Source organism: Methanosphaerula palustris E1-9c, assembly GCF_000021965.1.
In the GTDB taxonomy this organism is placed as follows: domain Archaea; phylum Halobacteriota; class Methanomicrobia; order Methanomicrobiales; family Methanospirillaceae; genus Methanosphaerula; species Methanosphaerula palustris.
On record NC_011832.1, the window covers coordinates 2,112,501 to 2,139,094 of the forward strand.

27 protein-coding genes, 1 tRNA gene and 1 pseudogene are annotated in these 26,594 nt (G+C 56.0%); 10 read left to right on the top strand and 19 right to left on the bottom strand.

Translation table 11 applies throughout. The annotated features are described in order from the left end of the window. Nucleotides 1-143 precede the first annotated feature (143 nt). Complete coding sequence (locus MPAL_RS09915) at nucleotides 144-740, bottom strand: zinc metalloprotease (protein ID WP_012618609.1); 597 nt, start codon at nucleotides 738-740, stop codon at nucleotides 144-146. A 175-nt stretch (nucleotides 741-915) separates the two neighbouring features. On the opposite strand from MPAL_RS09915, the gene MPAL_RS09920 reads away from it, so the two are divergent. Then, on the top strand, nucleotides 916-1,200 hold the full coding sequence (locus tag MPAL_RS09920; protein WP_012618610.1) for a chorismate mutase: 285 nt from the start codon (nucleotides 916-918) through the stop codon (nucleotides 1,198-1,200). Here MPAL_RS09920 and pap read toward each other — a convergent pair whose 3' ends face one another. Both pap and yciH read right to left on the bottom strand, forming a co-directional pair. Continuing rightward, nucleotides 1,201-2,676, bottom strand: coding sequence for a polyphosphate:AMP phosphotransferase (gene pap / locus MPAL_RS09925; RefSeq protein ID WP_236610370.1), 1,476 nt, complete (start codon nucleotides 2,674-2,676; stop codon nucleotides 1,201-1,203). Nucleotides 2,677-2,882: 206 nt separating this feature from the next. Beyond that, entirely contained in the window at nucleotides 2,883-3,188 is a 306-nt protein-coding gene (gene yciH / locus MPAL_RS09930; protein WP_012618612.1) for a stress response translation initiation inhibitor YciH, read from the bottom strand. Nucleotides 3,189-3,537: 349 nt separating this feature from the next. Here yciH and MPAL_RS09935 point away from each other — a divergent pair, with 349 nt between their 5' ends. The 4 genes from MPAL_RS09935 to MPAL_RS09950 are packed head-to-tail and all read left to right on the top strand — an operon-like array spanning nucleotide 3,538 to nucleotide 7,622. Further along, nucleotides 3,538-5,001 (top strand): cobyric acid synthase, encoded by a 1,464-nt coding sequence (locus MPAL_RS09935; protein WP_012618613.1) that lies wholly within the window; start codon nucleotides 3,538-3,540, stop codon nucleotides 4,999-5,001. Nucleotides 5,002-5,045: 44 nt separating this feature from the next. Continuing rightward, on the top strand, nucleotides 5,046-5,549 hold the full coding sequence (locus tag MPAL_RS09940) for an amino acid-binding protein (RefSeq protein WP_012618614.1): 504 nt from the start codon (nucleotides 5,046-5,048) through the stop codon (nucleotides 5,547-5,549). Then, nucleotides 5,546-6,532, top strand: coding sequence for a homoserine dehydrogenase (locus tag MPAL_RS09945; RefSeq protein WP_012618615.1), 987 nt, complete (start codon nucleotides 5,546-5,548; stop codon nucleotides 6,530-6,532). The genes MPAL_RS09940 and MPAL_RS09945 overlap by 4 nt, the downstream gene beginning before the upstream one ends. Then, nucleotides 6,516-7,622: a hypothetical protein gene (locus MPAL_RS09950; protein WP_012618616.1), complete on the top strand. Its 1,107-nt coding sequence runs from the start codon at nucleotides 6,516-6,518 to the stop codon at nucleotides 7,620-7,622. The genes MPAL_RS09945 and MPAL_RS09950 overlap by 17 nt, the downstream gene beginning before the upstream one ends. Nucleotides 7,623-7,726: 104 nt before the next feature. Here the strand turns inward: MPAL_RS09950 and MPAL_RS09955 are convergent, their stop codons facing one another. The 4 genes from MPAL_RS09955 to MPAL_RS09970 form a co-directional block, all read right to left on the bottom strand. Next, nucleotides 7,727-9,952, bottom strand: coding sequence for a DUF2206 domain-containing protein (locus MPAL_RS09955; protein ID WP_012618617.1), 2,226 nt, complete (start codon nucleotides 9,950-9,952; stop codon nucleotides 7,727-7,729). Beyond that, on the bottom strand, nucleotides 9,943-11,028 hold the full coding sequence (locus MPAL_RS09960) for a glycosyltransferase family 4 protein (protein WP_158303666.1): 1,086 nt from the start codon (nucleotides 11,026-11,028) through the stop codon (nucleotides 9,943-9,945). The genes MPAL_RS09955 and MPAL_RS09960 overlap by 10 nt, the downstream gene beginning before the upstream one ends. Nucleotides 11,029-11,043: 15 nt before the next feature. Then, nucleotides 11,044-12,150: a glycosyltransferase family 4 protein gene (locus MPAL_RS09965; RefSeq protein ID WP_158303667.1), complete on the bottom strand. Its 1,107-nt coding sequence runs from the start codon at nucleotides 12,148-12,150 to the stop codon at nucleotides 11,044-11,046. Between the two features lie 120 nt (nucleotides 12,151-12,270). Beyond that, complete coding sequence (locus tag MPAL_RS09970; protein WP_012618620.1) at nucleotides 12,271-13,410, bottom strand: glycosyltransferase family 4 protein; 1,140 nt, start codon at nucleotides 13,408-13,410, stop codon at nucleotides 12,271-12,273. A gap of 375 nt (nucleotides 13,411-13,785) precedes the next feature. On the opposite strand from MPAL_RS09970, the gene asd reads away from it, so the two are divergent. The 3 genes from asd to MPAL_RS14650 all read left to right on the top strand — a co-directional run bounded on the left by asd (nucleotide 13,786) and on the right by MPAL_RS14650 (nucleotide 18,276). Continuing rightward, a complete protein-coding gene (gene asd, locus MPAL_RS09975) occupies nucleotides 13,786-14,802 on the top strand; it encodes an aspartate-semialdehyde dehydrogenase (protein ID WP_012618621.1) in 1,017 nt (338 codons plus the stop codon). A gap of 10 nt (nucleotides 14,803-14,812) precedes the next feature. After that, on the top strand, nucleotides 14,813-15,091 hold the full coding sequence (gene albA, locus MPAL_RS09980) for a DNA-binding protein Alba (protein ID WP_012618622.1): 279 nt from the start codon (nucleotides 14,813-14,815) through the stop codon (nucleotides 15,089-15,091). A 1,052-nt stretch (nucleotides 15,092-16,143) separates the two neighbouring features. Continuing rightward, nucleotides 16,144-18,276, top strand: a complete 2,133-nt coding sequence (locus tag MPAL_RS14650; protein WP_052292248.1) for a sensor histidine kinase — start codon at nucleotides 16,144-16,146, stop codon at nucleotides 18,274-18,276. Nucleotides 18,277-18,297: 21 nt separating this feature from the next. Here the strand turns inward: MPAL_RS14650 and MPAL_RS09995 are convergent, their stop codons facing one another. After that, nucleotides 18,298-18,528 carry a hypothetical protein gene (locus MPAL_RS09995; RefSeq protein ID WP_012618625.1) on the bottom strand — a complete coding sequence of 77 codons (231 nt, stop codon included), beginning with the start codon at nucleotides 18,526-18,528 and terminating at the stop codon, nucleotides 18,298-18,300. 206 nt (nucleotides 18,529-18,734) lie between these two features. Here MPAL_RS09995 and albA (MPAL_RS10000) point away from each other — a divergent pair. After that, nucleotides 18,735-19,012, top strand: a pseudogene (gene albA / locus MPAL_RS10000) (DNA-binding protein Alba). A 140-nt stretch (nucleotides 19,013-19,152) separates the two neighbouring features. Here albA (MPAL_RS10000) and MPAL_RS10005 read toward each other — a convergent pair. Next, complete coding sequence (locus MPAL_RS10005; RefSeq protein ID WP_012618626.1) at nucleotides 19,153-19,707, bottom strand: TATA-box-binding protein; 555 nt, start codon at nucleotides 19,705-19,707, stop codon at nucleotides 19,153-19,155. A 301-nt stretch (nucleotides 19,708-20,008) separates the two neighbouring features. Next, a tRNA-Leu gene (locus MPAL_RS10010) sits at nucleotides 20,009-20,093 on the bottom strand. Nucleotides 20,094-20,246: 153 nt separating this feature from the next. On the opposite strand from MPAL_RS10010, the gene MPAL_RS10015 reads away from it, so the two are divergent. Beyond that, nucleotides 20,247-20,747, top strand: coding sequence for a hypothetical protein (locus MPAL_RS10015; protein ID WP_012618627.1), 501 nt, complete (start codon nucleotides 20,247-20,249; stop codon nucleotides 20,745-20,747). On the opposite strand, the gene MPAL_RS10020 is transcribed toward MPAL_RS10015, so the two are convergent. The 9 genes from MPAL_RS10020 to MPAL_RS10060 all read right to left on the bottom strand — a co-directional run bounded on the left by MPAL_RS10020 (nucleotide 20,740) and on the right by MPAL_RS10060 (nucleotide 26,581). After that, nucleotides 20,740-21,234, bottom strand: a complete 495-nt coding sequence (locus tag MPAL_RS10020) for an HDIG domain-containing metalloprotein (protein WP_012618628.1) — start codon at nucleotides 21,232-21,234, stop codon at nucleotides 20,740-20,742. The genes MPAL_RS10015 and MPAL_RS10020 overlap by 8 nt on opposite strands. Then, a complete protein-coding gene (locus tag MPAL_RS10025) occupies nucleotides 21,227-21,748 on the bottom strand; it encodes a transcription factor (RefSeq protein WP_012618629.1) in 522 nt (173 codons plus the stop codon). Before MPAL_RS10025 ends, MPAL_RS10020 begins: the two co-directional genes overlap by 8 nt. Further along, nucleotides 21,742-22,824, bottom strand: a complete 1,083-nt coding sequence (locus MPAL_RS10030; RefSeq protein WP_012618630.1) for an ATP-grasp domain-containing protein — start codon at nucleotides 22,822-22,824, stop codon at nucleotides 21,742-21,744. Before MPAL_RS10030 ends, MPAL_RS10025 begins: the two co-directional genes overlap by 7 nt. Next, complete coding sequence (locus tag MPAL_RS10035) at nucleotides 22,821-23,348, bottom strand: tRNA (cytidine(56)-2'-O)-methyltransferase (protein WP_012618631.1); 528 nt, start codon at nucleotides 23,346-23,348, stop codon at nucleotides 22,821-22,823. Before MPAL_RS10035 ends, MPAL_RS10030 begins: the two co-directional genes overlap by 4 nt. 4 nt (nucleotides 23,349-23,352) lie before the next feature. After that, complete coding sequence (locus MPAL_RS10040; protein WP_012618632.1) at nucleotides 23,353-23,631, bottom strand: hypothetical protein; 279 nt, start codon at nucleotides 23,629-23,631, stop codon at nucleotides 23,353-23,355. Between the two features lie 100 nt (nucleotides 23,632-23,731). Further along, nucleotides 23,732-24,625, bottom strand: a complete 894-nt coding sequence (locus MPAL_RS10045) for a thiamine pyrophosphate-dependent enzyme (protein ID WP_012618633.1) — start codon at nucleotides 24,623-24,625, stop codon at nucleotides 23,732-23,734. A 1-nt stretch (nucleotide 24,626) separates the two neighbouring features. After that, nucleotides 24,627-25,781, bottom strand: a complete 1,155-nt coding sequence (gene porA, locus MPAL_RS10050) for a pyruvate synthase subunit PorA (RefSeq protein WP_012618634.1) — start codon at nucleotides 25,779-25,781, stop codon at nucleotides 24,627-24,629. Continuing rightward, on the bottom strand, nucleotides 25,782-26,039 hold the full coding sequence (locus MPAL_RS10055) for a 4Fe-4S binding protein (protein ID WP_012618635.1): 258 nt from the start codon (nucleotides 26,037-26,039) through the stop codon (nucleotides 25,782-25,784). It lies immediately after the preceding gene. After that, nucleotides 26,039-26,581: a pyruvate ferredoxin oxidoreductase subunit gamma gene (locus tag MPAL_RS10060; RefSeq protein ID WP_012618636.1), complete on the bottom strand. Its 543-nt coding sequence runs from the start codon at nucleotides 26,579-26,581 to the stop codon at nucleotides 26,039-26,041. Before MPAL_RS10060 ends, MPAL_RS10055 begins: the two co-directional genes overlap by 1 nt. Nucleotides 26,582-26,594: the final 13 nt, after the last annotated feature.

Below are 26,594 nucleotides of genomic sequence, written 5' to 3' on the forward strand. Positions count from 1 at the left end.
CAATGTGTTTGATTATTTTTACACATGATAAATTTTTTGTATGTACGATCTGCTCTGATGGTGATCGAAGAAGGAAGACGGGGAGAGAGGGGGTACCAGGGAGAGGTTATGCAACATTCAGTGTTACAAAAAAGGGATCGTATTCAGATCAGGTAGGTCAGGTACAGCAGCCCGAATGCCCCGGCGATCAGCACCGCAAAGATCGCCGGGTTCCAGGCCAGCACCTTCCTTCCGTCCAACACCGAGACCGGGAGCATATTGAAGGCCGCGAGCATGGCGTTCACTTTCAGCCCGAAAAGACCGATCACACCGACCAGGAACCACTGCCCGCCAAACAACGCCAGCAGGGCGAACGGTATGCAGAGGAGCAGACTCATCACCGGACCGGCGGCCGAGATGATCCCGTTCTCTCGCTTACTGACCGAGGTGCCGTAGACCACCGTGGCCCCGGGCGCCGCAAAGACCACGCCGGCCAGGGCCGCGAGGACCACGGCCACCAGCAGCATCTGGTCGTCCCGCTGGAACTCCGCCCAGTAGCCGAAGTGCATGGCCGCGAACTTGTGCGCCATCTCGTGGAGCACGAAGCCGACGCCGACCGTCAGCAGAGAGATCAGAAAATAGATCAGTGCAATCGATAGATCTACTCTGGATCGGACGAAGATCAGCGTGAATGCAGCCGATATCGCAAGCCATGCGATCAGCAGGTCGCGCCGCTCGCGGGGGGGAATCCGTTCAAACATGGTATCTCATCAGTACAGGAGGGCTCTACACCTAAATCTTTAGTGTTGAACGCACCATTCCGACAGATCATAGACGTAAAAATGGCGAAGACGAGGCAGTCTGGAATCCCCAGACCTGTTCTCCCTCGCCGGTGAACCAGACATTTTTATGTCCATCACAACACCGATATAGGATATGGATATTACTGTTCTTCGCGAGGAGATCACCAGTGTCGACGATCAGATCATCCGCCTGATCGGAACCAGGCAGCAGATCGCCGGCAGGATCGCACGAGTCAAGTACTCCAAGGAGGCTCCGATCAGGGACGAGGGACGGCGGCAGGAAGTGCTCGAGCATGCCTTCAACCGAGCCGTCGAGGAGAAGATCGATCCCAGAAGCGTCCGGCAGATCTTTGAAATCCTGATCGAGATGAGCGAGGAGCGTCAGCACGAATGCATCGGGGAGGGGGACCTCCCCTGATCAGAGCAGGGTGTCGATATAGGAGACGACCGTATTGAGTGCTTTGATCCGTGCATAGTACTTGTCATCGGACTCGATGATCGTCCAGGGCGCCTGCTTAGTGCTGGTCTTAGCCAGCATCTCGTCGACGGCCAGCGTATACTGGTCCCATTTTTCACGGTTACGCCAGTCATCGGGGGTGATCTTCCACTGCTTGGCAGGGTCGTTCTGGCGCTGCTCGAAACGACGAAGCTGTTCGTCCTTGTCGATCTCGAGCCAGAACTTGACAAGCCCGCCGCCGCTGGCGAGGAACGCCTCCTCCATCTGGTTGATCTCGTTATACGCCCGCCCCCACTCCTCGTCAGTGCAGAACCCCTCGACTCGTTCGACCAGCACCCTGCCGTACCAGGAACGGTCAAAGATCCGGATCGAGCCGGCCGACGGGGCGTGGGTGTAAAACCGCCAGAGGTAATGGTGTGCCTTTTCAATATCGTTCGGCACCGCTACCGGCACCACCGAATACCCGCGGGGATTCAGATTCTGCGTCAGTCGGAGGATGTTTCCCCCCTTACCGGCGGCATCCCAGCCTTCGTACACGATCATCAGCGGTATCCCACGTTTGAAGATCTGATACTGGCGTTCGCGGACCCGCCCCTGAACGATCGTCAACTGCTCAAGATACTCCGGCTTGGAGAGGGAGAGGGAATGGTCGACCGGAGAGAGGATCGAGCCGGACCGTTTCTGGTCGTCTTTCTTGTGATCGCTCTGCTTCTCTTCCTTCTTCGCGGTAGAGAGCCGCGCCTCGAGTGTCTTGATCAGGACCGTGTAGACCCTGATGGCTGCAAACCGGGGATCCGTCGCCTCAACGATCGTCCAGGGGGCGTCCTTGCTATCGGTATCCTTGATGACATCCTCGATCAGAGGCAGATACAGGTCATACTGGTTGTGAAAATCCCAGTCCCCACGGGTGATCATCCAGGAGGTCAGGTGATCCCTTTCACGTTCCTCAAGCCTTCGCTTCTGCTCCTCCTTGCTGATGTGCAGGAAGAACTTCAGCACAATCGTCCCGTCGTCAGCCTGTTGCTGCTCAAAGGCCCGAATTGTCCGAAGGGACTGCTTCTCATTCTCTTTCCAGCTGATCCCGCCCATCCGCTCGGCGAGCAGCCGGCTGTACCAACTCCGGGCGAAGATCGCGATCCTCCCTTTCGCCGGGGTCTTCACCCAGAACCGCCAGAGAAAGGTATGCGCCTTCTCCTCGTCATTCGGACTCCCGGTTGCATAAAAGGTGAATCCACGTGGGTCCAGGGCATGGATCAACTCGCTGACCGCATCCGAGATCCCCGAAGCATTCCACCCCTCGACGACCAGGATCAACGGGATCCCCGCCGTTCTCAGTTCCCGCTGCAGTTCACCGAACCTCACCTGCAGTGCCGGGACTGTCTTGTCGTACTCTTTCTGATCCGCCTTCTTAGAGAGATCGTATCGGTCGAACATCATACCTCTTCAAGTCTTTCTTTTGCAGATCTGCATCTGCAGAAGAGACTGTTAACAGTTCCGCTCTATCCGGCCCGACAGGGAATTCTATCAGGTATCAGATCGATCCGTATACCGACCAGACGTCGACATGAAGAACAATCATGAATAAAGGATGCAGCATGCACCACAAAAAAATAGAACAGCCATCAGTTCGGGCTGCACTCGACTCAATTGATATTATCCAAACTATACCCTTTCTTCGTGAGCAATTCCTTGACCCGGTCACGGTGATCGCCCTGAAGTTCTATTGAACTTCCTTTCACCGTACCACCACAGGCAAGTTTGCCCTTCAGAAACTTGGTGAGTTCCTGGAGATCAATATCCGAAGGATCAAGACCATCGATGACCGTGACCTCTTTTCCATATCTTCGTCTATTAACGTTGACATTGATCCGCTGCTGTTCCTTTGCAACCTCCTCACAGATGCACAGTTCTTTAGGTAGCCCACAGGTTGAGCATATCCCACCATTCATTACATCTTACTTCAAGTTCTGCTTATATATTTGTTGGCATAACAGGTCATAGATAATCCAGACCTTTGTTCTGATCCAGAGGTCACGATGGAAGGGGGGTGAAACATGGTCTGAGGGAATCCTCTGCCCTGGGCCGACATGATTAATACCAAAAAATTGAGAATACTCATCCAAATCCAGAATTAAGATGAGAATTATAGAATATTTGTTCGAAATTTTGGGACTTGATCAGGAGATCTCAAAAATAAAGGATAGAACAGGGCGCATTCCGGCTCAGATATGAGACATCATTGCACCCCCCTGCCCGATGCGGTGATTTATCTGCGGTGACCTCGAACCATAGGGTAATATGTCACTGATGATCCTCGGTACCTCATCACATGTCGGCAAGAGTGTGACGGTGGCTGCGATCTGCCGGATCATGATCAGACAGGGGATCAGTGTCGCCCCGTTCAAATCCCAGAATATGAGTTTGAATTCATATGTGACCAGGGACGGAGCAGAGATCGGGATAGCCCAGGCGATGCAGGCCTTCGCCGCCAGGGTGCTTCCCTCGGCACTGATGAACCCGGTGCTCCTCAAACCCAAAGGGGACAGCACCTCGCAGGTGGTGCTGCTCGGCCACCCGTACAAGGACGTTCAGATAAGAGACTATTACCAGGAGACCGATCACCTCCTTGAGATCGCCGTCGACGCCTACCACCAACTGGTCGAGGAGTATGGAGCAGTGATCGTCGAAGGGGCCGGCGGTGCTGCAGAGGTGAACCTCTACGACCGGGACATCGCCAACATCAGGCTGGCTGAACATCTCCGGCTCCCCATCGTCCTCGTGGCGGACATCGAACGAGGCGGCGTCTTTGCCCAGGTCTACGGCACGATCGCCCTGCTGCCCGAGCAGATTCGTCCCCTGGTGAAGGGGATCATCATCAACAAGTTTCGGGGAGACCCGACCCTCTTCGAGAGCGGGGTGAAGACCCTCGAGGATCTGACCGGCGTGCCAGTGCTCGGGGTCATCCCCTACACCCGGCTCGATCTACCGAGCGAGGACTCCCTCTCCCTGCAGGACAAGGAACGGCAGACCGGCCTGGTTCGGATCGCCGTGATCCGACTTCCGCAGATCGCAAACTTCACCGACTTTGAACTGCTCGAACGGCATGCGGCCGTCGACTATCTGCTGCCCGGAGAATCGCTGGACGGATACGACTGCATCATCATCCCCGGAACCAAGAACACGGTGAACGATCTGCTGGCACTCCAGGCGAGCGGTACGGCAGCGGCCATCAGAGATGCCCGCGGACAGGGAGTGCCGGTGATCGGGATCTGCGGTGGATACCAGATGCTGGGAAAGACTGTGATCGACGATGGGTCTGAAGCCCGCAAGGGAACCTATGAAGGGCTTGGACTGCTCGATCTGGTCACCACCTTCGAAGGATATGATAAGACGACCGTCCAGGTGCAGAGGACCGCAGCCCCGGTGCCGCCGATCCTGGATGCGATGGGGACGGTGTCCGGCTATGAGATCCACATGGGCACGACCGTACTGAAGAGCGGAAGAACGGCCTTCGCCGGGGAGGGGGCGGTGTCGGACGATGGTCTGGTCTTCGGCACCTACCTCCACGGCCTCTTTATGGTCCCGGCAGCGGCAGAGGCGCTCCTCTCCTACCTGTACTCCCAAAGAGGGCTCACCTTCACAGGGATTGAAGAGCAGAACGAGGACCCGTACGACCTGCTCGCAGACCACTTCGAGGCACACCTGCAGATGGAGAGACTGCTCACCCTCTGCAGCGATCACACCCCGGAGACCCCGGTGTAGAAGGCTTATCATTTGTCGGGTGCAAAGTACTGGATACGGTGGTAATGGTGCAGATTGCAATGAAACTGGAGATGACCGATCGGCCAGGACAGCTGGTCGCTGCACTGCAGCCGATCTCGGTGGTCGGAGGAAATATCATCGCCGTGATCCATCAGCGGGAGACCTCTGAGACCGGAACCCTGAGCGTTCAGATTGTGCTGGAGGTGCCGGAGGGTCGGGTCGACGATCTGGTCAGGGCGATCCGCGACCAGGGTGTGAACATCCTGATGCTCGATGAGGAGCGGCTGCAGTACCGGCAGTCGGTGATCATCATCGGTCACCTGCTCCACACCGACCTCGGGGATACCGTCGACCGGATCGACAGCACAGGTTTTGCCGAGGTGGCAGAATTGAACGTGATCATGCCTGCGATCACCGAACGGTCGACCGCCCTGATCACCCTGAAGTCAGGGAACCGGGAGGACATGGTACGGGCCCTCTCGATCCTGCGCGACGTCGGAAGAGAGAAGCACCTGCAGATCATTGAACCACTGGAAGAGGCAGCATGAGAATCGCACTGCTTGGCTGCGGATCGGTCGGACGGGGCGTCGCGACGGTGATCCTGGAGAAGGGACTCGACATTACGATCACCGGGATGGCAGACTCGAAGAGCGCGGTGATGGATCCGGACGGGATCGATATCCGCGCGATGCTGGCAAAGAAGCGCGATACCGGCCTCTGTGGAGACCGTGGGCTGACCGCCGCCGACGTGGTGAACCAGGGGGGGTATGACGTGCTCGTCGAGGTGACACCGACCAACGCCCTGACCGGCGAGCCGGCACTTGAGCATATCCGGGCCGCACTGAAACGGGGACGACATGTGGTCACCTCCAACAAAGGGCCGGTCGCCCTGGCATTTAGTGAACTCAGAGATATGGCACAGGCAGCCGGCGTTGAATTCCGGTACGAGGCTACCGTCGGGGGTGCGATCCCGATCCTCCACACTCTTGAGCACGGACTTGGCGGCAATACCGTAAAAGGGCTGTACGGTGTCCTGAACGGGACCTGCAACTATATCCTGACCCGGATGTCCGAGGAGGGGCTCACCTACGATCAGGCCCTCTCCGAGGCCCGGGAACTCGGATATGCCGAGGCCGATCCAACCTATGACGTGAAAGGGATCGATGCGGCGATCAAACTGGTGATCCTGGCTGATACGATCTGGGGCATGCAGGCGACCCTCGACGATGTCGAGGTGACCGGGATCGACATGCTGACCGCCGATGCACTCCGCCTGGCAGCGACGCAGGACTGTACGATACGCCTGATCGGCGAGGTGGTGCCAGAGCCGAAGATTCTCCGGGTGGCCCCGCGGATGATCCCGACAAACCATCCTCTGGTGATCGAAGGGACCCTGAACGCCGTGACCCTCAAGACCGACATGGCCGGTGAGATCACCCTGATCGGCAAAGGAGCCGGCTCGATCGAGACGGCGAGTGCCATCATCGGGGATCTGACCTATATTGCGGAGCGCTATGTCAAGGGTACTTGAACGGCGACGACAGTTCCTGAGTTTGATGCGTCAGTTCACGCTTGATCGAGGTTTTTTTCAGATCACCGATGTCGCTGAGGCCCTGCAGGTGCCCCGCTCGACAGCTCAGGACTGGGTCAAGCGGCTGATCGAGGAGGGGTGTCTGATCGTCAGAGAGAGTCCTCACGGGCGTCATGGGGGCCACTATGCAGCGGTCAGCGCGGTCCCTGCCAGCACCTGCAGGCGAATTTTCACCACTACCGATGGCGACGAGGTGGAGATCTTTCATGAATGTATCTCCGGCGCCTGCGCCGCCTTCTGCGGATTTCACCATACAAAGTCTGGTGGTGTGATCACTGCCATCGAACGGGACGGGCCCCTGCTTCGGGAGCATGGCCGGATCGGGGAGGCACACCTCAAGATCGGGCTTTACCCGGCCCCTGCGGTCGGAGTGGGTGCGATCCGGCGGGAAGGAGTGAACATCCTTCAGGAGATCACCTCGATCGGAGGGCCGGCATACTCGCTGACCGAGATGATCGGTCATGCTGAAGGGGTCTGTGAGGTCAGGATCCGGCGGGAAGGATCGCTCGTCACGGGAGAGGTGATCACACAGGACCTCACCCATCTGATCATCGGGATCGACGATACCGACGGCCCGGATGGGGGGGCTACCTTCGCGCTGGCAGTGGCCCTCCTCCAGCACCTGGGACGGATCAAAGGCGTGATCCCGATCGGCCACCGGGTCGCTATGCTGAACCCCAGTATTGAACAGAAGACCGTGGGGAATGCATGCAGTTATCTGGAACTGGCCGTCGATCCGGAACTGGTGACAGAGGTGACAGCACGATGCAAAAAATTCGTCGGTGACGAGAGTCGATCGCCGGAATGGGGGATCGCCGTGAAGGAGGGATTCCAAATAGGTCCGGCCCTTCGAGCATACGGGGAATGTGCCCGGATCGGCTACCTTTCGCGAGATATTGCGGAAGAGACGGCCGCAGCCCATGCGATCAGTCTTTATGGCGGAGATGGGGTGATCGGGGCGCTGGCAGCCGTTGCCCTGGCCGGGGTTCCGACCGAAACGCTGCTGGATCTGCGAATCCCGATCTGCTGAACAGAATCTACCTTTTTTGATCGATCAATTCAAAACCCGGCATGGACGTATCAATCTGATAAGTAAATGGATTCAAGACCGTCCATCTCAAAAAATAAGATAGATCAGGTGTAGATCCGGGTCTTGCCATTATCATAGATGATCCCTCGACTTGCGATATAGGGCAGGGCGGAGGTGCTCGTTGTATCCTTGGAGACATCAGTCACCGTCATCATGGTGAGGACATTGGTCTGAACATTGGTCTCTCCAAGGAAGATATACGAACTCTTTCTGAGCTGACTTGTTTCACTGGGAATCTTATGCGAGAGGGTCCCGGAGAAACTTTCGAGCATCGTAGCCATTGGAACATCCGAATATATCGTCCGGTTACCAACCTGATGAAGCCAGGTGGCACCTGCAACCTCCAGGGGGGTGAACCGCGGGTAGTCGACATTATCAGTCAGGGCGATTGAGGTCGGGGAGTCCTGTGCTATCGTATAGATGACACCGGTATTGAAGAGCAGGAAGATACAGAGGAAGGCCCCAAGTGCCTTGATCGCATTCTCATTGTTGAATTTGTACCAGGAGATCCGGACAAATCGATCGAAGACGCCGAACATCTCAATGACCCCTATGGCAAAAAACGGAGCCAGGTAGATCAGGGTGATCTGGTACAGTCGGGTGGTGTTCAGGGCACTTGAGAAGTACGGGAGCACAACGCCAGCCAGGGCGAGAACCAAATTCACCAGGGCAAACGAGAAGTATTCCCGGTCGACAGCGACGTACTCCCCTCCAAGCTCCATCTTCTGCGGTCGGAAGAGCAGCGAGAAGATCCCGAACATGATGAAGAACTGGGCGACAAACTGGATGTACTTCCCGATCGAATGGAGCGGAGTCGCAGCCTGGGTCACGATGACGTTCAGCCCCTGCGTGGTCTCAGGGTTCATGAATCCGACCACGATGTTGTTTGAGAACTGGATGAAGAGATCGGTGATGGAGTTGAGGGCCGAGGAACTGGAGATGAACAGGTACCACCCGAGCGCGAAGATGGTGAAGACCATCACATAATCGATCGTAACGGTCCGTTCGCCGGCATGCCGCGGCGCAAAGTTCATGGTATAACCCCGTTTCTCCCAGTCGAACTGCTTCCTGATCGTATGCCGCAGGTTTCCAAGGCTTCCGATCTCAGATATGATCAGAATCAGCAGCGCAAAGAAGAGCGTCAGCATGAACAGGTACGAGAGACCGTAATGAGAGGTGGCCAGCGCGAAGCTGAAGACGATCAGCAGCAGGTACTTCTTGATCTTGAAGAGATCCTTGTTGATGATCAGAAGAATGATCAGCACCAGGAAGAACTCTGCAATCTCCTGTCTGGAGACCTGCAGCATCTCGGTATAATAGACTAATAGGGAGATGAAGAAGAACGACGCATAGAATGCAATCTTGTTATAGGACTGCTTCTTTGCAATCGCATAGATCCCGAGTCCGACCAGCGAGAAGATCAGCGGAAAGACGATCTTAAAGATCCATACAGATCCTATCTTGGCTATGATCGAGAAGATCGGTACCAGCATCACGATCGAGAGCATCGCATTGATGTTCGAGTAGATCGAGAAGTCCCAGGCTGAGTTCTGGATGACCAGGTTGGAGATGTACAGTTCCTGGTTGATATCCCATCCCCAAATATACGCCGAGATCAGCGAGGTGTGAAGCAGCAGTGTAAGGGCCACCATGAAGATTGCATAGGGGTAATGGGTCTCGGGGATGAATGATTTGAACCCGACGATCACCGGGATCAGAGCGAGGATCAGCAGCAGCACGACCAGCAGGAGATTGATATGATAATTGTTCATCAGGAAAGTTCCGAAGATCGAGATGAACGGGAGCAGGGAGAGGAGGACGGTAGGGAGGCTGAAGATCTCATCGGTATCCAGGGTCGAGGAATCCGCAAAATCGCGGTCCTGCAGGTAGGCCAGCACCGATGCTATCAGCACAAAGACGGTCAGCGAGATCATCAGCGGCATCTCTGCGATCGGATTCAGCACATCGAGCACAGGATAGATCGTGTTCATCACAAACCCAAGGAACATCGAAGTCGCCATACTCAGACCGACCGTGAAGAGCAGGGTTTCAATACCCCCGAGCCGGTGCATCTTCAGCACCCGCATCAGCAGCAGCCCGGGCACGAAGAGCAGGTAAACAACCCCGACGATCTGCCGAAGCAGCGGGATCGTAGAACCATTCGCATCGAGTATCACCATCAGCCATAACAGGCACTGCACACCGAGTACCGTCCCCAGGAACTGGTAGATCGGCCAGTCGTTGATCGTAAAGATATTCTTTATCTGCATTGTCTGTCCTCAATCACCGATTTATATGCGATCACGGTCTTCCCCCGGACCGTCTCCCAGGAGAGATCCCGCTTCATCTTTCGAAGAGCAGCATCACCCATCGCTCTCCTCAGTGGTTCATTCCGTAATAACTTTAATATTCCGTCAGCAAGGGCGGCACTGTCATGGGATGGCACGATCAGCCCGGTCTTCCCCTGCTCGACCACCTCAGGGATGGAACCAATATCGGTCACGATCACCGGTTTGTGAAAGGCATAGGCAATTGGGACGACTCCAGTCTGGGTTCCTTCAATATAGGGCAGCACCACCATCGAGGCCTTCATGAAGAGGGATGGGATCTCACAGTCCTCGATGAACCGATTGATCAGGGTACAGTGGGATTCGTCAGGGAGGAGGAGCATGTACCGGCCCATGTCCCCGTTGCCGGCGATGACCAGCCGCGCATCAGGGTAACCGCTGACCACCTCCGGCATCGCCGCCAGCAGGTACTGAAGTCCTTTATAGTCCTCGATCCTCCCGAAGAAGAGGATCGTCCCCACCTCTTCAGCGACCTCCTCCCCCTCACAGGTCGAAAAGAACGAGTAATCGCCATGGGGAATCACATAGATAGGAGTGCTGACCGAGAGCTGCTTCTTTGCCCATTCACCATGGACGATCAGGGCATCCGAGTACCAGAAGAAGAGCCGCCTCGCGATCGTCTGGTCGAACTGACGTGAACCAGTATGTGGGTTTACATCGTGGATCGTCGTGATGATCGGGTATCGATGCAGGAACGGAAGGAGGAGCGAGAACCAGAGGGAGTAGCCGTTCACATGGATGATATCGGGATCCTCCTCTCGGACGGTCCGGAGGAAGCGGATGACTCGCGTGAAGATCAGCGTATTCTTGATGAAGTTCTTCACGATATTCCCAAGATCGAGCTCAAGCAGGCGGACATTCGGCTGAAAGGTCTCGCGTTTCACCCCCCTCGGCGCGATCACCACCACTTCATGCTCCTCGGCCAGCGTGTTCGCCAGCTGGGAGGTGTAATGGATCATACCTCCAGCGATGTTATGGGTCAGGATCAGGATCTTCATCGTCACCATCACCGCTCAGGCCAGCCGCTCGAACTGTTCGAGGTACTGAGCGGTGATCACATGCCAGTCCAGATGATCAGCGGCATAGGTCCGGGCCTTCTCTGCCTGAACACTGTTCTCCTGGCGGAGGTAGCCGATGATGGTAGCGGCAGCCTTCTGTTCATCATTAAAGTCGACAACAATCCCGCAATCCTCCTCTCCGATGAAGAGGAGCGGGGGGAGATTCGAGACGATCGAGGGGAGGCCCGAGGACATCGCTTCGAGCAGGGTCAGAGGCGACCCTTCACTCCTTGAGGTCATCAGGTAGTAATCTGCACATTTGTACAACTCCGGCACCACAGTATCGTAGTCGACGGGACCGAGGAAGATGACCGTATCGAGATGCTTCTCTGCAGCCAGCGCCTTCGTCTCCTCAAGCATTTCCCCGCCGCCGGCCACGATCAGGGTCAGGTCCGGGATCGCCGCCCGGACCTGGTCGAAGACCTCGAGCATCGTCTGGGGACGTTTGGCATCCGAGACCCGTCCAAGGCTGAGCAGTACCCGGTGCGTGGGGGGGATGGCATACTTCTTTCGAATGGTCTGCTTCTCATCGTCGTTGCTGGGTGGGACAAAAGCCACGGTGTTCACTCCGTTTGGAATAAAAATAATTTTCTCCCGATCAATCCCGATCGTTTCAAGATCGTTACAGAGCATCGGGCTGACCCCGGTAAAGACGGCCCGCTCTGCGGTCTTCTTCAGGCAGTACTTCTCAAGCGCAGCAGTGAGAGCATAGTACGGAACCGGGGCGATCCGCTGCTGATACTTGTCATAGTAGGTCGAATGGACCGTGGCGATCGAGTGCCGGAACGGGTTCGCACGAATGAACATCGGGTTGTGAAGCCAGACCACGTCATAATCGTCCCCGTTCAGACAGGTCGCCACGAGATCCCAGAACTGGAGCAGACCCCCGATCGCCCAGCGGTCGATCAGCGGTCCACTCCCGAGTTTGATGTCAGGGCCGGTCGGGGAACAGACAACACACTCATGGCCCATCCGTTTCAGGTCCTCAACGATGTTGTAGGCAACATTGGCTATCCCGGTCCCAAATGGATAGTATTCAGAGACACATACAAGGATCTTCATATTCTCACTGAATGGATAGAACAACGGGACCTGGATTGAACCCATACCCGGAATCAGACTGTAATATCATCGACTGTACTCCAACTATTACGGGAATAGATCTGAATGGATCGCCCAAGATCAGTGACGCTTCACCGGCGACTGATCTTGAGAGAGCAGTTCCTGGTACAGGGTGATCGTCCGAAGAACCGTGTTCTTCCACGAGTTCTGCGCCAATATCCGCTCTCTTCCACAGACGCCCATCCGATGAACACGCTCACGGTCCTGTTCGAGCAGCAGGATCTTTTCTGCAAGGGCCGCCACGTCTCCTTTGGGAAACATCAGCGCAGCCCCCTCGGCGAGATCCTTCAGATGATCGAACTCTGAAATAATCACCGGCTTTCCGGATGCCATCGCTTCCAGCATCGTCCGGGGTACCCCCTCCTGCAGACTCGGCAGCACCAGCACGTCAGAGCGCTGGTACAGCAGAGGGATGGCATCGTAACTCATGAACGGCAGGATCGTCACGATATTGGTCATATGATACTCATTGACCAGTTTCCAGATCTCATCCCGTTCAGGTCCCTCCCCGATCACCAGGATCCGCAGATTCGGAATCTTCTCAAGCACCCGGTGTGCGGCGTGGATCAGAAACTCAACCCCCTTGCCCTTGACGATCCTGCCCACCCAGAGCAGCGTGAAGTAGCGCTCGTCCACCTTGCTATCGTCCGGGTGAAAGACCTCGGTGTTCACCCCGTTCGGGATCACGACCACTTCTGGCTTATTGATTCCAAACTCCTCGATCAACCGTCTCCGCTCGATGTCAGTGTAACAGATAACACGGTCGGCAGAGTTCAGCGTCCACTTCCCGATCGTCGACATGTACGAGATGTTCAACCACTGCGGAGCACTGGCCGACATGATCCCATGATTGGTGATCACCAGCGGCGAGGAACCGTACCGTTTCACCAGGGCACAGACGTTGGTCGGAAAGAAGAGGTGCGAATGGGCGTGGATGATATCATAGTCGTTCCTCATCTCGAGGAGCCGAAACATCATCGTCGGGCTGATCGTGTTCCCAACCATCTTGATCGCATGGTTGAACCTGAGCACCCGATACCCATCGACGTACTCCTCCTCCGGTAGGCCATTGGGATTGGAGGTGACGACCGTTACATCATGGCCGAGTGTTGCCTGCATCTTTGACATCTCGTGCACATGGATCCCGTACCCACCCACCGTGGTAGGGTAGAGATCACTGGCAACACGCAAAATTTTCATATCCGCTCCGATCCGAGTCCACGACATCCTACAGGTATGCAATCACATCCATGGCTTTATCCAATCTGCAGCGGGCAGCACGAGGAACTGACGATCGCTGCTGAAAATGGTGGAGCAGATGACCGGCGTTCACTGACGAACCCGCACTGTCAGACCAGATACAATGCAGCAGATCTCATTCTCATAAAGAATGATCTTACTATATCTGTTTTAGATCACGCATTAATATCCTTTCTGCAGAGATCTCTGGACAGGGGTCGGGAAACCACAAATTTTTGTTTGATTTGAATTTCAAATCTTGATGACGCCGGATTATGGACAGATAAAAGGGAATCAAACCATTTAATACTAAAAGAGCCATTATTACATTTATCTATGATCAATGTCGGAGTGCTCGGAGCAACAGGCGCTGTAGGACAGCGTTTTGTGCAGCTCCTGGCGAACCATCCCTGGTTCAACCTGACCACACTGATGGCATCAGAACGGAGTGCTGGAAGGTCATATGCCGATGTGGTGAACTGGCGGCTTGATGTACCATTCCCGGAATCTGTCGGAGATATCGAGGTGTCAGCGGCCACCCCGGCCAGCTGTCGCGACCTGGACCTGGTCTTCTCTGCGATCCCTGCGGACCTTGCAACAGACCTTGAATCAGCCATCGCACAGTCTGGAGTCGGTGTCTGCACCAATGCGAGTTCCCACCGGATGGACAGCGATGTCCCGCTGGTGATCCCCGAGGTGAATCCCGATCACCTCGCGATGATCGACCTTCAGCATGATCACGGGACCGACGGGTTCATCGTCACGAACCCGAACTGCTCGACGATCATGTTCACGATGGCCCTTGCACCGCTCCGCTCGTTCACATTCAGCGATCTTCGCGTCGCCACAATGCAGGCCATATCAGGCGGGGGTTTCCAGGGCGTGGCTGCGATGTCGATCTATGACAACGTGGTCCCGTACATAGGATCTGAGGAGGAGAAGATGGAGTCAGAGACGTTGAAGATCATGGGGACCTTTGACGGGGCGGAGGTGGTCCCGGCACCATTCAAGGTCAGTGCCAGTTGTCACCGTGTCCCGGTGATCGACGGACATACCATGGCGGTCTGGGCCGATATCGATGCGCCGGTGGAGGCGGTCAAGCAGGCGTACAGGGACTATATCCCCCCAATCAGTGGCCTCCCGACCCAGCCCGAAAAGTCCGTGCTGCTCCATGAGCAGCAGGATCGACCCCAGCCCCGGCTCGACCGGAACAGGGGCAACGGCATGACCGTCTCGGTCGGCCGGATCCGGGAGGGGCTCCGCTTCATTGCACTCGGACATAACACGATACGCGGGGCAGCCGGCGCTTCAGTGCTGAACGCCGAACTGATCGCGACGAAGAAGTATCTCTAAAAGGTGAGTTATGAACAAGGACAACACAGTTTTCGTAGGAAACAAGCCAGTGATGAACTATGTACTCGCAGTGGTGACACAGTTCAGCAATGGAGCCACCGAAGTCATCATCAAAGCCAGGGGAAAAGCGATATCACGGGCCGTCGACACAGGGGAGATCGCCCTGAACAGGTTCCTTGAAGGAGTCAGAAAGAAGGAGATCATCACCTCGACCGAGGAGATCGAAACCGACAGCGGCAAGACCAATGTCTCCAGCATTGAGATCGTCCTGACCAACGTTCCACTCTAATTTTTTTTTATTGTGTTGAACGCAACATCCTTGACCAAGCGTAGACTTAAAAAGATGGAGATTGGTTTATTTTTGGATTAGAGGTGTTTTCCTGCTTCTTCCCTACGGAGGAACCGGATCGCAGAATCCTTCGGACCCTTCTTCCATCTGCTTCCCCCTACGGAGGAACCGGATCGCAGAATCCTTCGGATCCTTCTTCCATCTGCTTCCCCCTACGGAGGAACCAGATATTCAAAAAATCCTGAGTATTCGCCTCAATTAAAGTTTCCCCTTACGTGTGAACCAGAATTTGAGACAACCCGACAGTTATAAACTGTCAGATTTTCAACGATAATTCATTAATGGCCGAATCACGTTTAATACAATCGTCAGGTGAAGCAACGGTTTTCCGCGTAGAATAATTCTTCGAACCGCGATTTTATCCCGTTCATAAGTTGTTTCATCGCATGACAGTGTTTCCCGACTGAGAGGATGAATGGGATCTGAACGGTAGTCAGGAAGTCAATAACCTTTCGTGAATAGAACTCCCAATCCAGACAGAGCGCCGAGATCATCAAGCCCGCTGTCGTGATCGCATCCAGATGGCGAGCGACATGCGCGACCCAGGAGATGCCCCGGGCGATAGAACGAAGAAGAGACCGTGTTTCAGAATCGCTGTATTCACGGCTTCAAGTTCATCCCTATGGAACTTGGCAAGATGGCACCGGAGTGAGGTTTCACACGGACTCTTCTCCAGCAGTATGCTGATATCTAATGGACGGATTGTCGTATTACGGTCAATCCAATGAGCGTACTGAAGACCGCAATTTGAGTCTGGGATTTCTAAATTGGGGTACTGATGTGATGAAGGTTTAGAGCGACAGCGGCCAGGTCACAACATTCTTTCGGATGAACGTAGGATGTTTGAGTACAGATTTAATCCCTGTTTGCAGGACCATGATGGGGGTAGCCTGCAAGTATCGTATAGATCTCCCCATTCTGCTCTGATAAAAATAATCAAAAGCATATCTGGGCGTTTTACCGTATTAGTTAACTACTGGGATGAAAACAAGATGGATAAGCCATTTCGCAATACTCAGGAATATTTTCAGGCATTTATCAGGACTGCACAGTACATCCCGAACCTGACCACACGGCAGGATATCCTGAGCGAAACCGGCAGGGTACTGATCAGGTTCTTTGGTGCTGACCTTGTCGGATTCTTTGAACCAGGGAATAACGGCGGGATAGAAGGCCACCACTGGATTTTACCAGATGGTGTGCCGGGTACTGCAATACAGACGAGAGAAACAGAAATGATCATTACCGAGGTCCTGGAAACAGGGTTTCTTGCTGCCCAGCATATCGATATCCCAAAACCGTTTGCAACGGTTTTTTTACCGATCACATGGGAGAATCAGACGGCAGCGGTAATGCTGATCGGCCACAGGACATCCGATCCCATCCCAAAAGAATTACTCAATATCTATCTCGCAGTTGCCGGCCTCGTTACCAACGCAATTACCGGCGCGGACGAGGAATTCAAAAATATCGCAGCGAGAAAACATGCGGAGGAAGCGTTAAAAGAGGCTCAGGCCCAGCTCGCATTCTTAGTATCCAGTACCCCAGTTGTACTCTACCGGTGCAGCGCATCCGGTGACTTCAATGTGACCTTTATTTCTGATAATGTCCAGCTGCAACTGGGCTATGAGGCACACGAGTTCATGGATGATCCGGCGTTCTGGCCAGATCATATCCACCCGGATGACCGAGAACACGTCTTTGAGAGATTACATCGGCTGATCAAAGATGGCACCGCCACCGCTGAATACCGTCTCCTTGGAAAGGACGGGACATACCGCTGGACACATGATGAAGCAAGAGTGGGCCGTGATGCAAATGATCAGCCGGTGGAATTCCTCGGGTACTGGATCGACATCACCAAGCGGAAGCATGCAGAACTGGCTCTGATTCATTCAAACGAGGAACTCAACGGACTCAACGAGGAACTCAACGCGCTCAACGAAGAACTCACCGCCGCCCAGGAGGAGATGGAAATGAACAACGAGGAACTCATGACCACCGAAAAGATGCTCCGCGAGAGCGAGGCGCGCCTCGCCCTCGCTCTCGACATCTCCGGGATGGGGACGTTGGACTGCGACATGGTCAACCACACCTCATGGCGGTCCCTCCGACACGACCAGATCTTCGGGTACGAAACGCCACCATCCACCTGGAACCTGAAGATCTTCTTCGACCACGTTCTTCCTGAAGACCGGGAGATGGTCAGGAAGGTTTTTTGCGATGCCTTCGCAAGCCAGAGCAACTGGAGCTTCGAATGTCGGATACGACGGGCTGACGGCGAGATCCGATGGATAGAAAAGACTGGTCTGGGACAGTACGACAATGCCGGGCGGCCGCTTCGGGTACTCGGACTTCTCCTGGACATCACCGAGCGAAAACAGTTTGAGGCCACCCAGGAAGAATATGCCGAAAAACTGATGGCAAGCAACGAGGAACTGCAACGGTATGCCTATGTGGCGAGCCACGATCTCCAGGAGCCACTGCGCTCGATCGTCAGTTTCAGCGAGCTCCTCAATCGCCGATATAGGGGGAAGCTCGATAAGGACGCCGATGAGTACATCCGATTCATCGTCGATGGCGGCGTGCGGATGCAGAATCTGATCAAAGATCTGCTCCAGGTCTCCCGGATCGAGACACAGGCACAACCGTTCGCCCCGACTGATGCTCGCACGGTGGTCGCCGATTCCATTCGCTCGCTCGAAACCCCAATCCATGAGATCAGTGCCGTGGTGACCGTCGACCCGTTGCCGATCGTCATGGCTGATCCGTCGCAGCTCGAACAGGTCTTCACGAACCTGATCGGGAATGCGATCAAGTACCGGCGGCCGGAGGTGCCACCAGTGATCACTATCTCAGCCGAACGATACGGCGACTGGTGGGAGTTCTCAGTCAGGGACAATGGGATCGGGATCGAATCTGAGTTCTTCGACCGGATCTTCGAGATGTTCCGCCGGCTCCATACGATCGACGAGTACGAAGGGACCGGGATCGGGCTTGCAATCGTCAAGAGAATCGTCGAACGACACGGCGGCCGGATCCGGGTTGAGTCAAAGCCTGGTGAGGGGAGTACATTCTTCTTCACCCTTCCCAACGAAAATTTCAAATCAAGGGTGGATAAATGACGTCCGCACCCTGCGACGGGGCTATCCCTTCCTTCTCTTGATTGACAGACGATTCATTGTTTCTGGGAACCCGACCGTCGCCTGAAATGGCCCGTGTTCCGGATCGTCTCTGACTGACCAGACCCTGAATCTGATTCTGTCAAACATGAGATCTCCCCACCTCATGATCCCAATCTCACCAATAGAGAACCTGCCTTCATAGAGCATCATGACAAGAGCCAGGTCAATGGCCCAGTTGATTACCTTCATCATCGCGGGGACTCAGTTGGGATCAGCAGGTCTACGGCCACCCCAAACCACAGCTTGACCGAATCAGAGGTGGCATGACTGTCTCTGTCGACAGGATCAGAGAGAGGCTCCGCTTCATTGCACTCGGACATAACACGATACGCGGCGCAGCCGGCGCTTCAGTGCTGAACGCCAGATCGCGACGAAGAAGTATCTCTAAAAGGTGAGTTATGAACAAGGACAACACCGTTTTCGCAGGAAACAAGCCAGTGATGAACTATTTTCTTGCAGGGTGACGCAGTTCAGCAATGGAGCCACCGAAGTCATCATCACAGCCAGGGGAAAAGCGATATCGCGGGCCGTCGACACCGGGGAGATCGCCCGGGATAGGTTCCTTGAAGGAGTCAGAAAGAAGGAGATCATCACCTCGACCGAGGAGATCGAGACCGACAGCGGCAAGACCAATATCTCCAGCATCGAGATCGTCCTGACCAGCGTTCCACTCTAATTCTTTTTTGGTCCATCAGAGGTCGACCAGTCTGGACAGGTTCCAAAGACTGGTTAAAACGATCACCTGATACGATCTCACCATCGCGTGTGCTCATCTATGGCAGAGTGGACCATGCTCTGACTCACCAATTCTGGCGATTATATAATCGATTCGAGTTTCTGCTCCAAAAAGTCGACTCCGCGCTTGATGTCCGTGAGATTCGTGCCGCCAGTCAGGATGATCTTCCCTGAACTGAAGAGCAGGGCCACGATCTTTGGATCCTTGATCCGATAGACCAGACCAGGGAACTGTTCAGGCTCGTACTCGATGTTCTCAAGGTTTAAGGTGATCACGACCCGGTTCAGGTTGATATACTTACCGAGATTATAGGAACAGACAACATTGGTGACTGCAACAAGCGGCACATCGAAGGTGTTCACCCCCGCCTCTTTGAGTGCGGCCACAATGATATCCAGACCATCGACCAGAGCCTGATTGTTCCGACCCCCGGTCAGCACAATCTTACCCGAAGAAAAGATCAGAGAGGCGATCTTTGGTTTCTCAATCCTGAACACCGCTCCCGGGAAACGCTTGGTATTGAGTTCACAACCCGGTATCTTCTTTGATACCTCGACGAGATCTATTGAATCAGCGATCGCTCCTGATGCGACGATATTCTCGATCTTGAGTGAGTCATAGCTCTTCTCTTCCATCCATGTATATTGCTTTTATAAAGTATATCAGGTATAAGGTAGATGTGAGGTGTCGCATGATCTCGTATGACATCCATTCCGATCTATCCGGGCCTTCCCGTTCGCCATCATTGCCAGGAGGGGAGTGTACCTCAAAAATTCATCGGTACTTCTCGGAATATACTTTCTATTGATGATGAGCTGGCCGATTCCCCTTTTCTTCAAGCAGGATGCGTGACAAAGGCGCCGCAATTTCAATTCTTTGAGATACGAGCAGATGCAAGTTTCACTACAGATTTAGCGATGAATGAAAAACGAGCAATGCGAGGGAGGCGATTCGAACGCCCGAACACCTGCGTGACAAGGCCCTCAACCTTGCGCCTTTGACCTAGCTCGGCAACCCTCGCGCCTTTGTGCTATAACAAAAAGGATGTACTTGCTAAAATAGGTTATCCACAATTTTCCGATCTATTGCACCTTTCCATGGATCTTTTGGAGAGATCCAGCAGAAAGCGCCGGGGGTATGGTGTTTTTATAGCGGCCCTGAGTACTTTGTACGCATGTGGGCAGAGATCATGGAAGAATTCTCGGACTCACCATCCCAGGCCAGAATTATAAAATTCATGCTTGAGAACGGGTTTGGGGTCAACGAATCGGGGAAGGTGGTCTGCAATGGGATCCCAATCCCGGCCACGCAGATTGCAGCAGCCACCTCATCAGACCGGCGTGTCGTCGACGCCACGGTCCACCGGATCCTTGAACACTCAACCCTGGGGCAGATCTTCCTTTCCATGCAGGCCACACCAGACCTCTCCAAGGTAGCCGGATGTCTCGGTCTGACCGTGATCACGGTGATCCCGGTCGATGCGAGCAGAAAGGGGATTGTGGGCGCAGCCGTGAAGGTGCTGACCGACCACGACCTGACAATCCGGCAGATCTTTGTGACCGATCCCTACTTCGTCGAAGCCCCCCGGCTCGTGATCATCATCGAAGGAACATTACCGCCCGGTACGATCGAAGAGCTGCGGGCTCTACCCGAGACCAAACACCTGATCATATGAGCATCTGCAGGTACTGGTGCTGCCGGTACATCCGCATCCGAACCTTCCGACTCAGCGCGTACGCCATATCTAACCGCTCTTCGATGGTGATCACCTGTTCACCCCTGACCAGGTTGTCAGCACAGGCCACCAGCGCGCCCTCGGGGGTCGAGGGCATACAGTCGATCGGGAGGAGCCCGAGCTGGATGCACTCGTCCGCCGTCAGACCTGCACCGGTATGACATTCGACAATCCGCGCGAGGTCCTCACCGAGCCCGAGGGACCGGCAGAGGTCTGCGCCGGCCTGTGCATGCCCAATGCTGTGGGTGACCGAACGACCGATGTCATGAAGGAACGCCCCGGCTTCCACCAGATCGTGATCAAAAAAAGGGGACTCTGCTGAAAGGGCAGCTGCAGTGGCTGCGACGACCGAGCAGTGCCGGATCACCGAGCGGCTGCATCCAGCCGCCCGGAGGAGTTCGATATATCGTTCGTTCTTCTCACTCATGCCCAAGGGACTCTCCAATCGCAACTCTGCGCCGCTTCAACGCTGCGAGCAGGACCTCGTTGTCAAAGTGGCCCATTGTCCCCCCGCACTCTGAGCAGGTGAAGTCATGGTCCATCGCAAGGTTGAAGGTCAGCAAAAGGCCGCAATCGTTGCACCGGAAGAAATCGTTCTCCTCTTCATAACGCTCTTTTTTACGGAGTTTCTCCTGGATCAACTCCATATCCTCGGATATCGAGGTATAGATCATATCGAGGCGGAGCTGCCAGAGGTAGGTCAGCCAGCCGGTCTCATTGTTCTTGATCCGTCGGTACTCGGCGAGCCGCTTCTCATAGAGGGTATAGAGGGTATGCCTGACCGTATTCAGGTTGATATGGGTGACCTCGGCGAGTTCCTCGTCGCTGTGCTCACCTTCGTCGGGAAATCTCTCAATGAGCGCAATCCCCTCGTCTTTGATCAGGCGGAGCAGATATGACCTGATCGCAGGATCGTTCAGCAATTCAGCGGTGGCTACCATTGGCTCATATATGTACGCACAGTGATAATATTGTTATCCAGCGAGGCGCGTGCCTGGGCCTCAGTCGGCCCCTGCCCGTACACGCTGACGATCGCTCCGCCCTCCTCGATCACCGTCCCCGGCCAGGGGATATCCGCGACGATCGGGGCCAGACCGGTGAGGTCTCCCGTGACGACCAGTTCCTCTTCTGCAAAGAGGATCGACCGAACCGCGTACCGCCCCGCCACCCGTGGCGGGAGAACGGGCAGACGCCCTTCGCATCCAGCGACATGGAGATCGAAGAGGTTGCATCCGGTGGCCATCTCGACGGTGTCGACGGTCCCCTGGAACCGCGGATTGATCTCGATCAGGTGAAGATCATCCCCAACAATGAAGTCGACCCCGACCGACCCGACGCACCCGCTGGCTGCGACCACCTGTTCGGCAACCCTGACCATCTCTGCAGCCATCGGCGTGTCGAACGGGGTCATCGATCCCGAGAACCCGAACGCCGCCTCGTCCCCGCCGCGCATCACCTGCCGGTTCACCGCCACAGCCACCGCCCTCGACCCGTCGCCAATACAGGAGACACTCGCCGGCACCCCGTCGACGATCTCCTGGGCCAGGTATGGGGCTCCGGGGAAGAGCGCCTCCCAGGCCCGTTCCTCGTCAATGCTGTGTACGATCGCATTCCGCCAGCCGCCAGCCCCGGTCAGCGGCTTGAGAAAGACCGGGTAGGTGCCCGGTGCTGCCCTTGGTGGGATCGGCATCTCCAGTCCTTCAAAGAACTCCTGCATCATCCCCTTGTCGAGGAACGGTTCGACCTGCACTGCCGGCGTTCCCATCAGCGGGACCGGGCAGTCGACGGTCTCCGCCCCCGAGGTGACGACCATGAAGTCGAACTGGTGCCGCTGGCAGATCCCCTCGATCGCATCAGGGAGATCGTCGAGATCATCGAACCGGATCTGTTCGTCCGTATACCAGCTCAGGTCCTGATCGCAGAAGTGGTCGACGGCGGTGACCCGGTACCCGGCAGCGGCCGCAGAGCGTGCGACATGGCGTGTCGTAAACCCTGCGACAAGGACGTTTCCCTTCACCGCTCCTCAGTCCTCTTTCCAAGTGGGCAGGGATGGACGATGATGTGGGCGTCCTTGAACTCGAGGTTCAACTCCCGCCCCTCTGCAAACTGATCGAGGAAGATGGCCAGGCTTGAGATCTCGGAATGGGGCTGGTTGGTCACGGCCACATTGAAGTCCGCAAGCCCGTAGATCTCGCCGGGAACCTTCTCGGCACCGACGATCACCAGCAGATCGCCATCCACCTCCCGAATCCCTCCGATCGCATCGGGGAGGTTGATGCCGTACATGGTCAGATGGACGACCTTCCCCCCGGCCGCCTTCCAGTCGGCGATACACCGCTTCCAGGAGACCTTATCCTCGATGAAGAAGGTCCCCCCCCACCGGCTCACCACGTCGGTGATCGACTCGACAACCCCCTTATCGTCGGCAGCCAAGTACATCCCCTGTGCACCGAGCGCCCGCGCCGTCAGCCCCACATGGGTGGTCACGCGCTGGTCGCGTTCAGGCCGGTGCCCGATCCGAAGGATAACGATCCGTCCCATCATCTCACCGCCGCTCGTCCTTCACCCGAATCACGCCGTTCTCAATCGTGACCGGGAAGTCGTTGCTGTATCTGCAGATGTTCTCGAGCCGCATCTGCCCGACTGGAATCAGGTGTACGACCCCATCCACGTGCTCGATCATATGGAGGTTTATCAGTCGTTCTATCGATGGAATGACCTGTTCTGCTGCAAGGCCACTCCTGTCGATCAGCGTGGCGACCGGCAGATCGCCGGCCTGTTCAAGCAGCGCAAACAGACACCAGTCCAGATCCTCGTCTCTCACCTGTACAGATTCAGGTCGGAAGAATATAGGTATAGCAGATCAGAAGTGGATCTGGACCACGAAAAAGAGAGGATGAGAAGCCGGCCGCCCTCGGGGCGTCCTACTTCTTGAGTTTGATATCGATCCCGAACTTCGCCGCGTTCGCATCGGCGATCGCCTGGATCTTGGCGATCTCCTCTTCCTGACGAACCGGCTTGAAGAGGTGGCGGAACCGCTTCTGTTCTTTCAAGTACTCCTCGACCGGCTTCCTGACCACCTTCTTCACCCTGGTCACCTCGCCGTCGATCATCTCATAGTTCACCCAAAGACCAGTCTCGATGGCGAGCTTGCCGATGGCGAGGGTCTTTGAACCATCAAAGCCCCAGCCGGTGCAGCAGGGCGCGTGCACCTGGATATAGGTCGGCCCCTTCGTTGCGATGGCCTTCTCGACCTTCTGCATAAAGTCTGCCGGGTAGGCGATCGAAGCGGTGGCCACGTAGGGAGAACCGTGGGCCGCAAGGATTCGCGGGAAGTCCTTCTTCGGGTGCTGGTTCCCGAACGAACACTTGCCGGCCGGAGAGGTCGTGGTCGACGCATCGAACGGAGTCGCCCCCGACCGCTGGATCCCGGTGTTCATGTATGCCTCGTTGTCGTAGCAGATGTAGGTGAAATCGTGACCGCGCTCAAAGGCGCCGCTGATGCAGAGCACTCCGATATCAAGGGTCGCCCCGTCACCGGCAACGACCACAACCTTCTCGGTCCGTCCCTGCCGCTTCAGCGAGGCTTCGATCCCGGATGCGACCGCCGATGCATTCTCAAAGAGCGAATGGATCCACGGAACCTTCCAGGCCGTCTCGGGATACGGAGTCGAGAAGACCTCCATACACCCGGTCGACGCGACGACGATCGTATTCTCTCCAGCCCCTTTCATCAGCAGGCGTCCTGCAAGCGCAGCCCCACATCCACCGCAGGCCCGATGGCCGCAGTCAAAGAGTTCACAGGTCTTGTCCACCATGTTAGAGCACCTCCGTGCGGAGACCATAGAACAGGTCCCCTTTTCCGGACTCGGCAAGTTCAACGATTGCAGCGATGTCCCGCTTGCGGACATCCCGTCCACCAAGCCCGAGGATATAGTCGAAGACCCGGACCCCCGAGTTGTAGAGCGCGTCCTTCACCTCAAGGGCGACCGCGCCCTTGGCTCCGAGCGAGATGTTCTTGTCGAGGACCGCGACGGTCTGGACATGCTTGAGCGCTGCCGCAACCTCCTCGGTCGGGAACGGCCGGAACGTCCGGATCTTCAACAGCCCGACCTTCTTGCCGGCCGCCCGCATCTCGTCGATCGCATCCTTGGTGGTGCCGCAGAGCGAACCCATCGCGACCAGCGCCACCTCAGCGTCCTCAAGCCGGTACCCCTCGACCAGGGCACTGTAGTCCCTGCCGAAGAGTTCACCAAACTCGCGCCCGACCTCTGCAATGATCTTCTTGGCCCGGTGCTGGGCCTGGTCGTGCTCGTACCTGAACTCGAGATAATATTCAGGCGTCGCATACATCCCCATACTGACCGGGGCGGCAGCGTCGAGCCGGTACAGCGGATCGAACGGCTTCATGAACCGGTCGGCGTCCTCCTGGGAGAGCATATCGACCGGCTCGTAGGTGTGGGAGAGGATGAACCCGTCAAAGCAGACGAACGCCGGGAGGAGCACATCGTGGTGCTCGGCGACGCGGTATGCGATATAATGGAGATCTGTCGCCTCCTGGTTATCCTCTGCATAGAACTGAAGCCAGCCAGAATCACGCAGAGAGATCGAGTCCTGCTGATCGTTCCAGATCGAGAGCGGGGCGCCGAGCGCACGGTTCGCGATCGTCATCACGATCGGGAGCCGGAGACCGGCCACGTTGAAGCAGACCTCGAACATCAGGGCCAGCCCCTGGGAGGTGGTCGCAGAGTAGGTCCGGGAGCCGGCAGCGCTCGCACCGAGACAGGCCGAGAGCGCTGAGAACTCGCTCTCAACAGTGATGTATTCGCAGTCGAGTTCTCCGTTCGCGACGATATCTGCCAGCGCCTCGACGATATGCGTCTGCGGCGTGATCGGATAGGCGGCGATCACCTGCGGTCTGCACTGCTTGACCGCCTCTGCAACGGCAATCGATCCTTCCAGAATTTTTAACATCTACTTCTCCTCCTGCACCATCTCGATATCTTTGACCGGGCACTCCTCTGCACAGAGCCCGCAGCCCTTGCAGAACTCGTAGTCAGGAACAAACATGTCCCCTTCCTGCTTGACGCACCCCTCCGGGCAGATCAACTGGCAGAGCCCGCATTTCGTGCACTTCTCATGCTTGAACCGTGGTGAGAAGACCCGCCATGAACCGGTCTTGTTATCCCTCGCAGCCCCGGGGGGCGCTACACAACCGACATTGAGCCCCATCACTGCTCACCCTTGACCTGCAGGTATGCGCGGCGTGCTGTTTCGATGTTCTTCTCTGCAAGCGGTCCCTTGAAGCGGCCGTTCAGAGCCTTGGTCAGGGTCTCGAACCCGATGATCCCGGTGGCCGCGGCGAACGCTCCCATCAGTGCAGTGTTGGTGATCGGCAACCCGAGCACCTCCAGCGCGATCGAGGTGGCATCGATCGTGATCAGTCTGACCCCTTCGGGGACAGCGGACTGCAACGCCTTCTCGGTGTTGATGATCGCAATGCCACCCTTCTTGAGTCCTTTAAAGACATCGACGTCCTTGATCAGCGTGCTGTCCTGGACGATCACGAAGTCAGGCTCGTAGACCTGGCTTCGCAGTCGAATTGTACTGTCACTGAAACGGACAAAGGCCTGGACCGGTGCACCGCGCCGTTCAACCCCGAACGCAGGAAATGCCTGGGCAAACATTCCCCCCTCAAATGCGGCGACCGCAATGAGTTCAGCAGCAGTGACCGAGCCCTGCCCGCCTCTCCCATGAATACGAAGCTCTTGCATAGATCCTCCCATA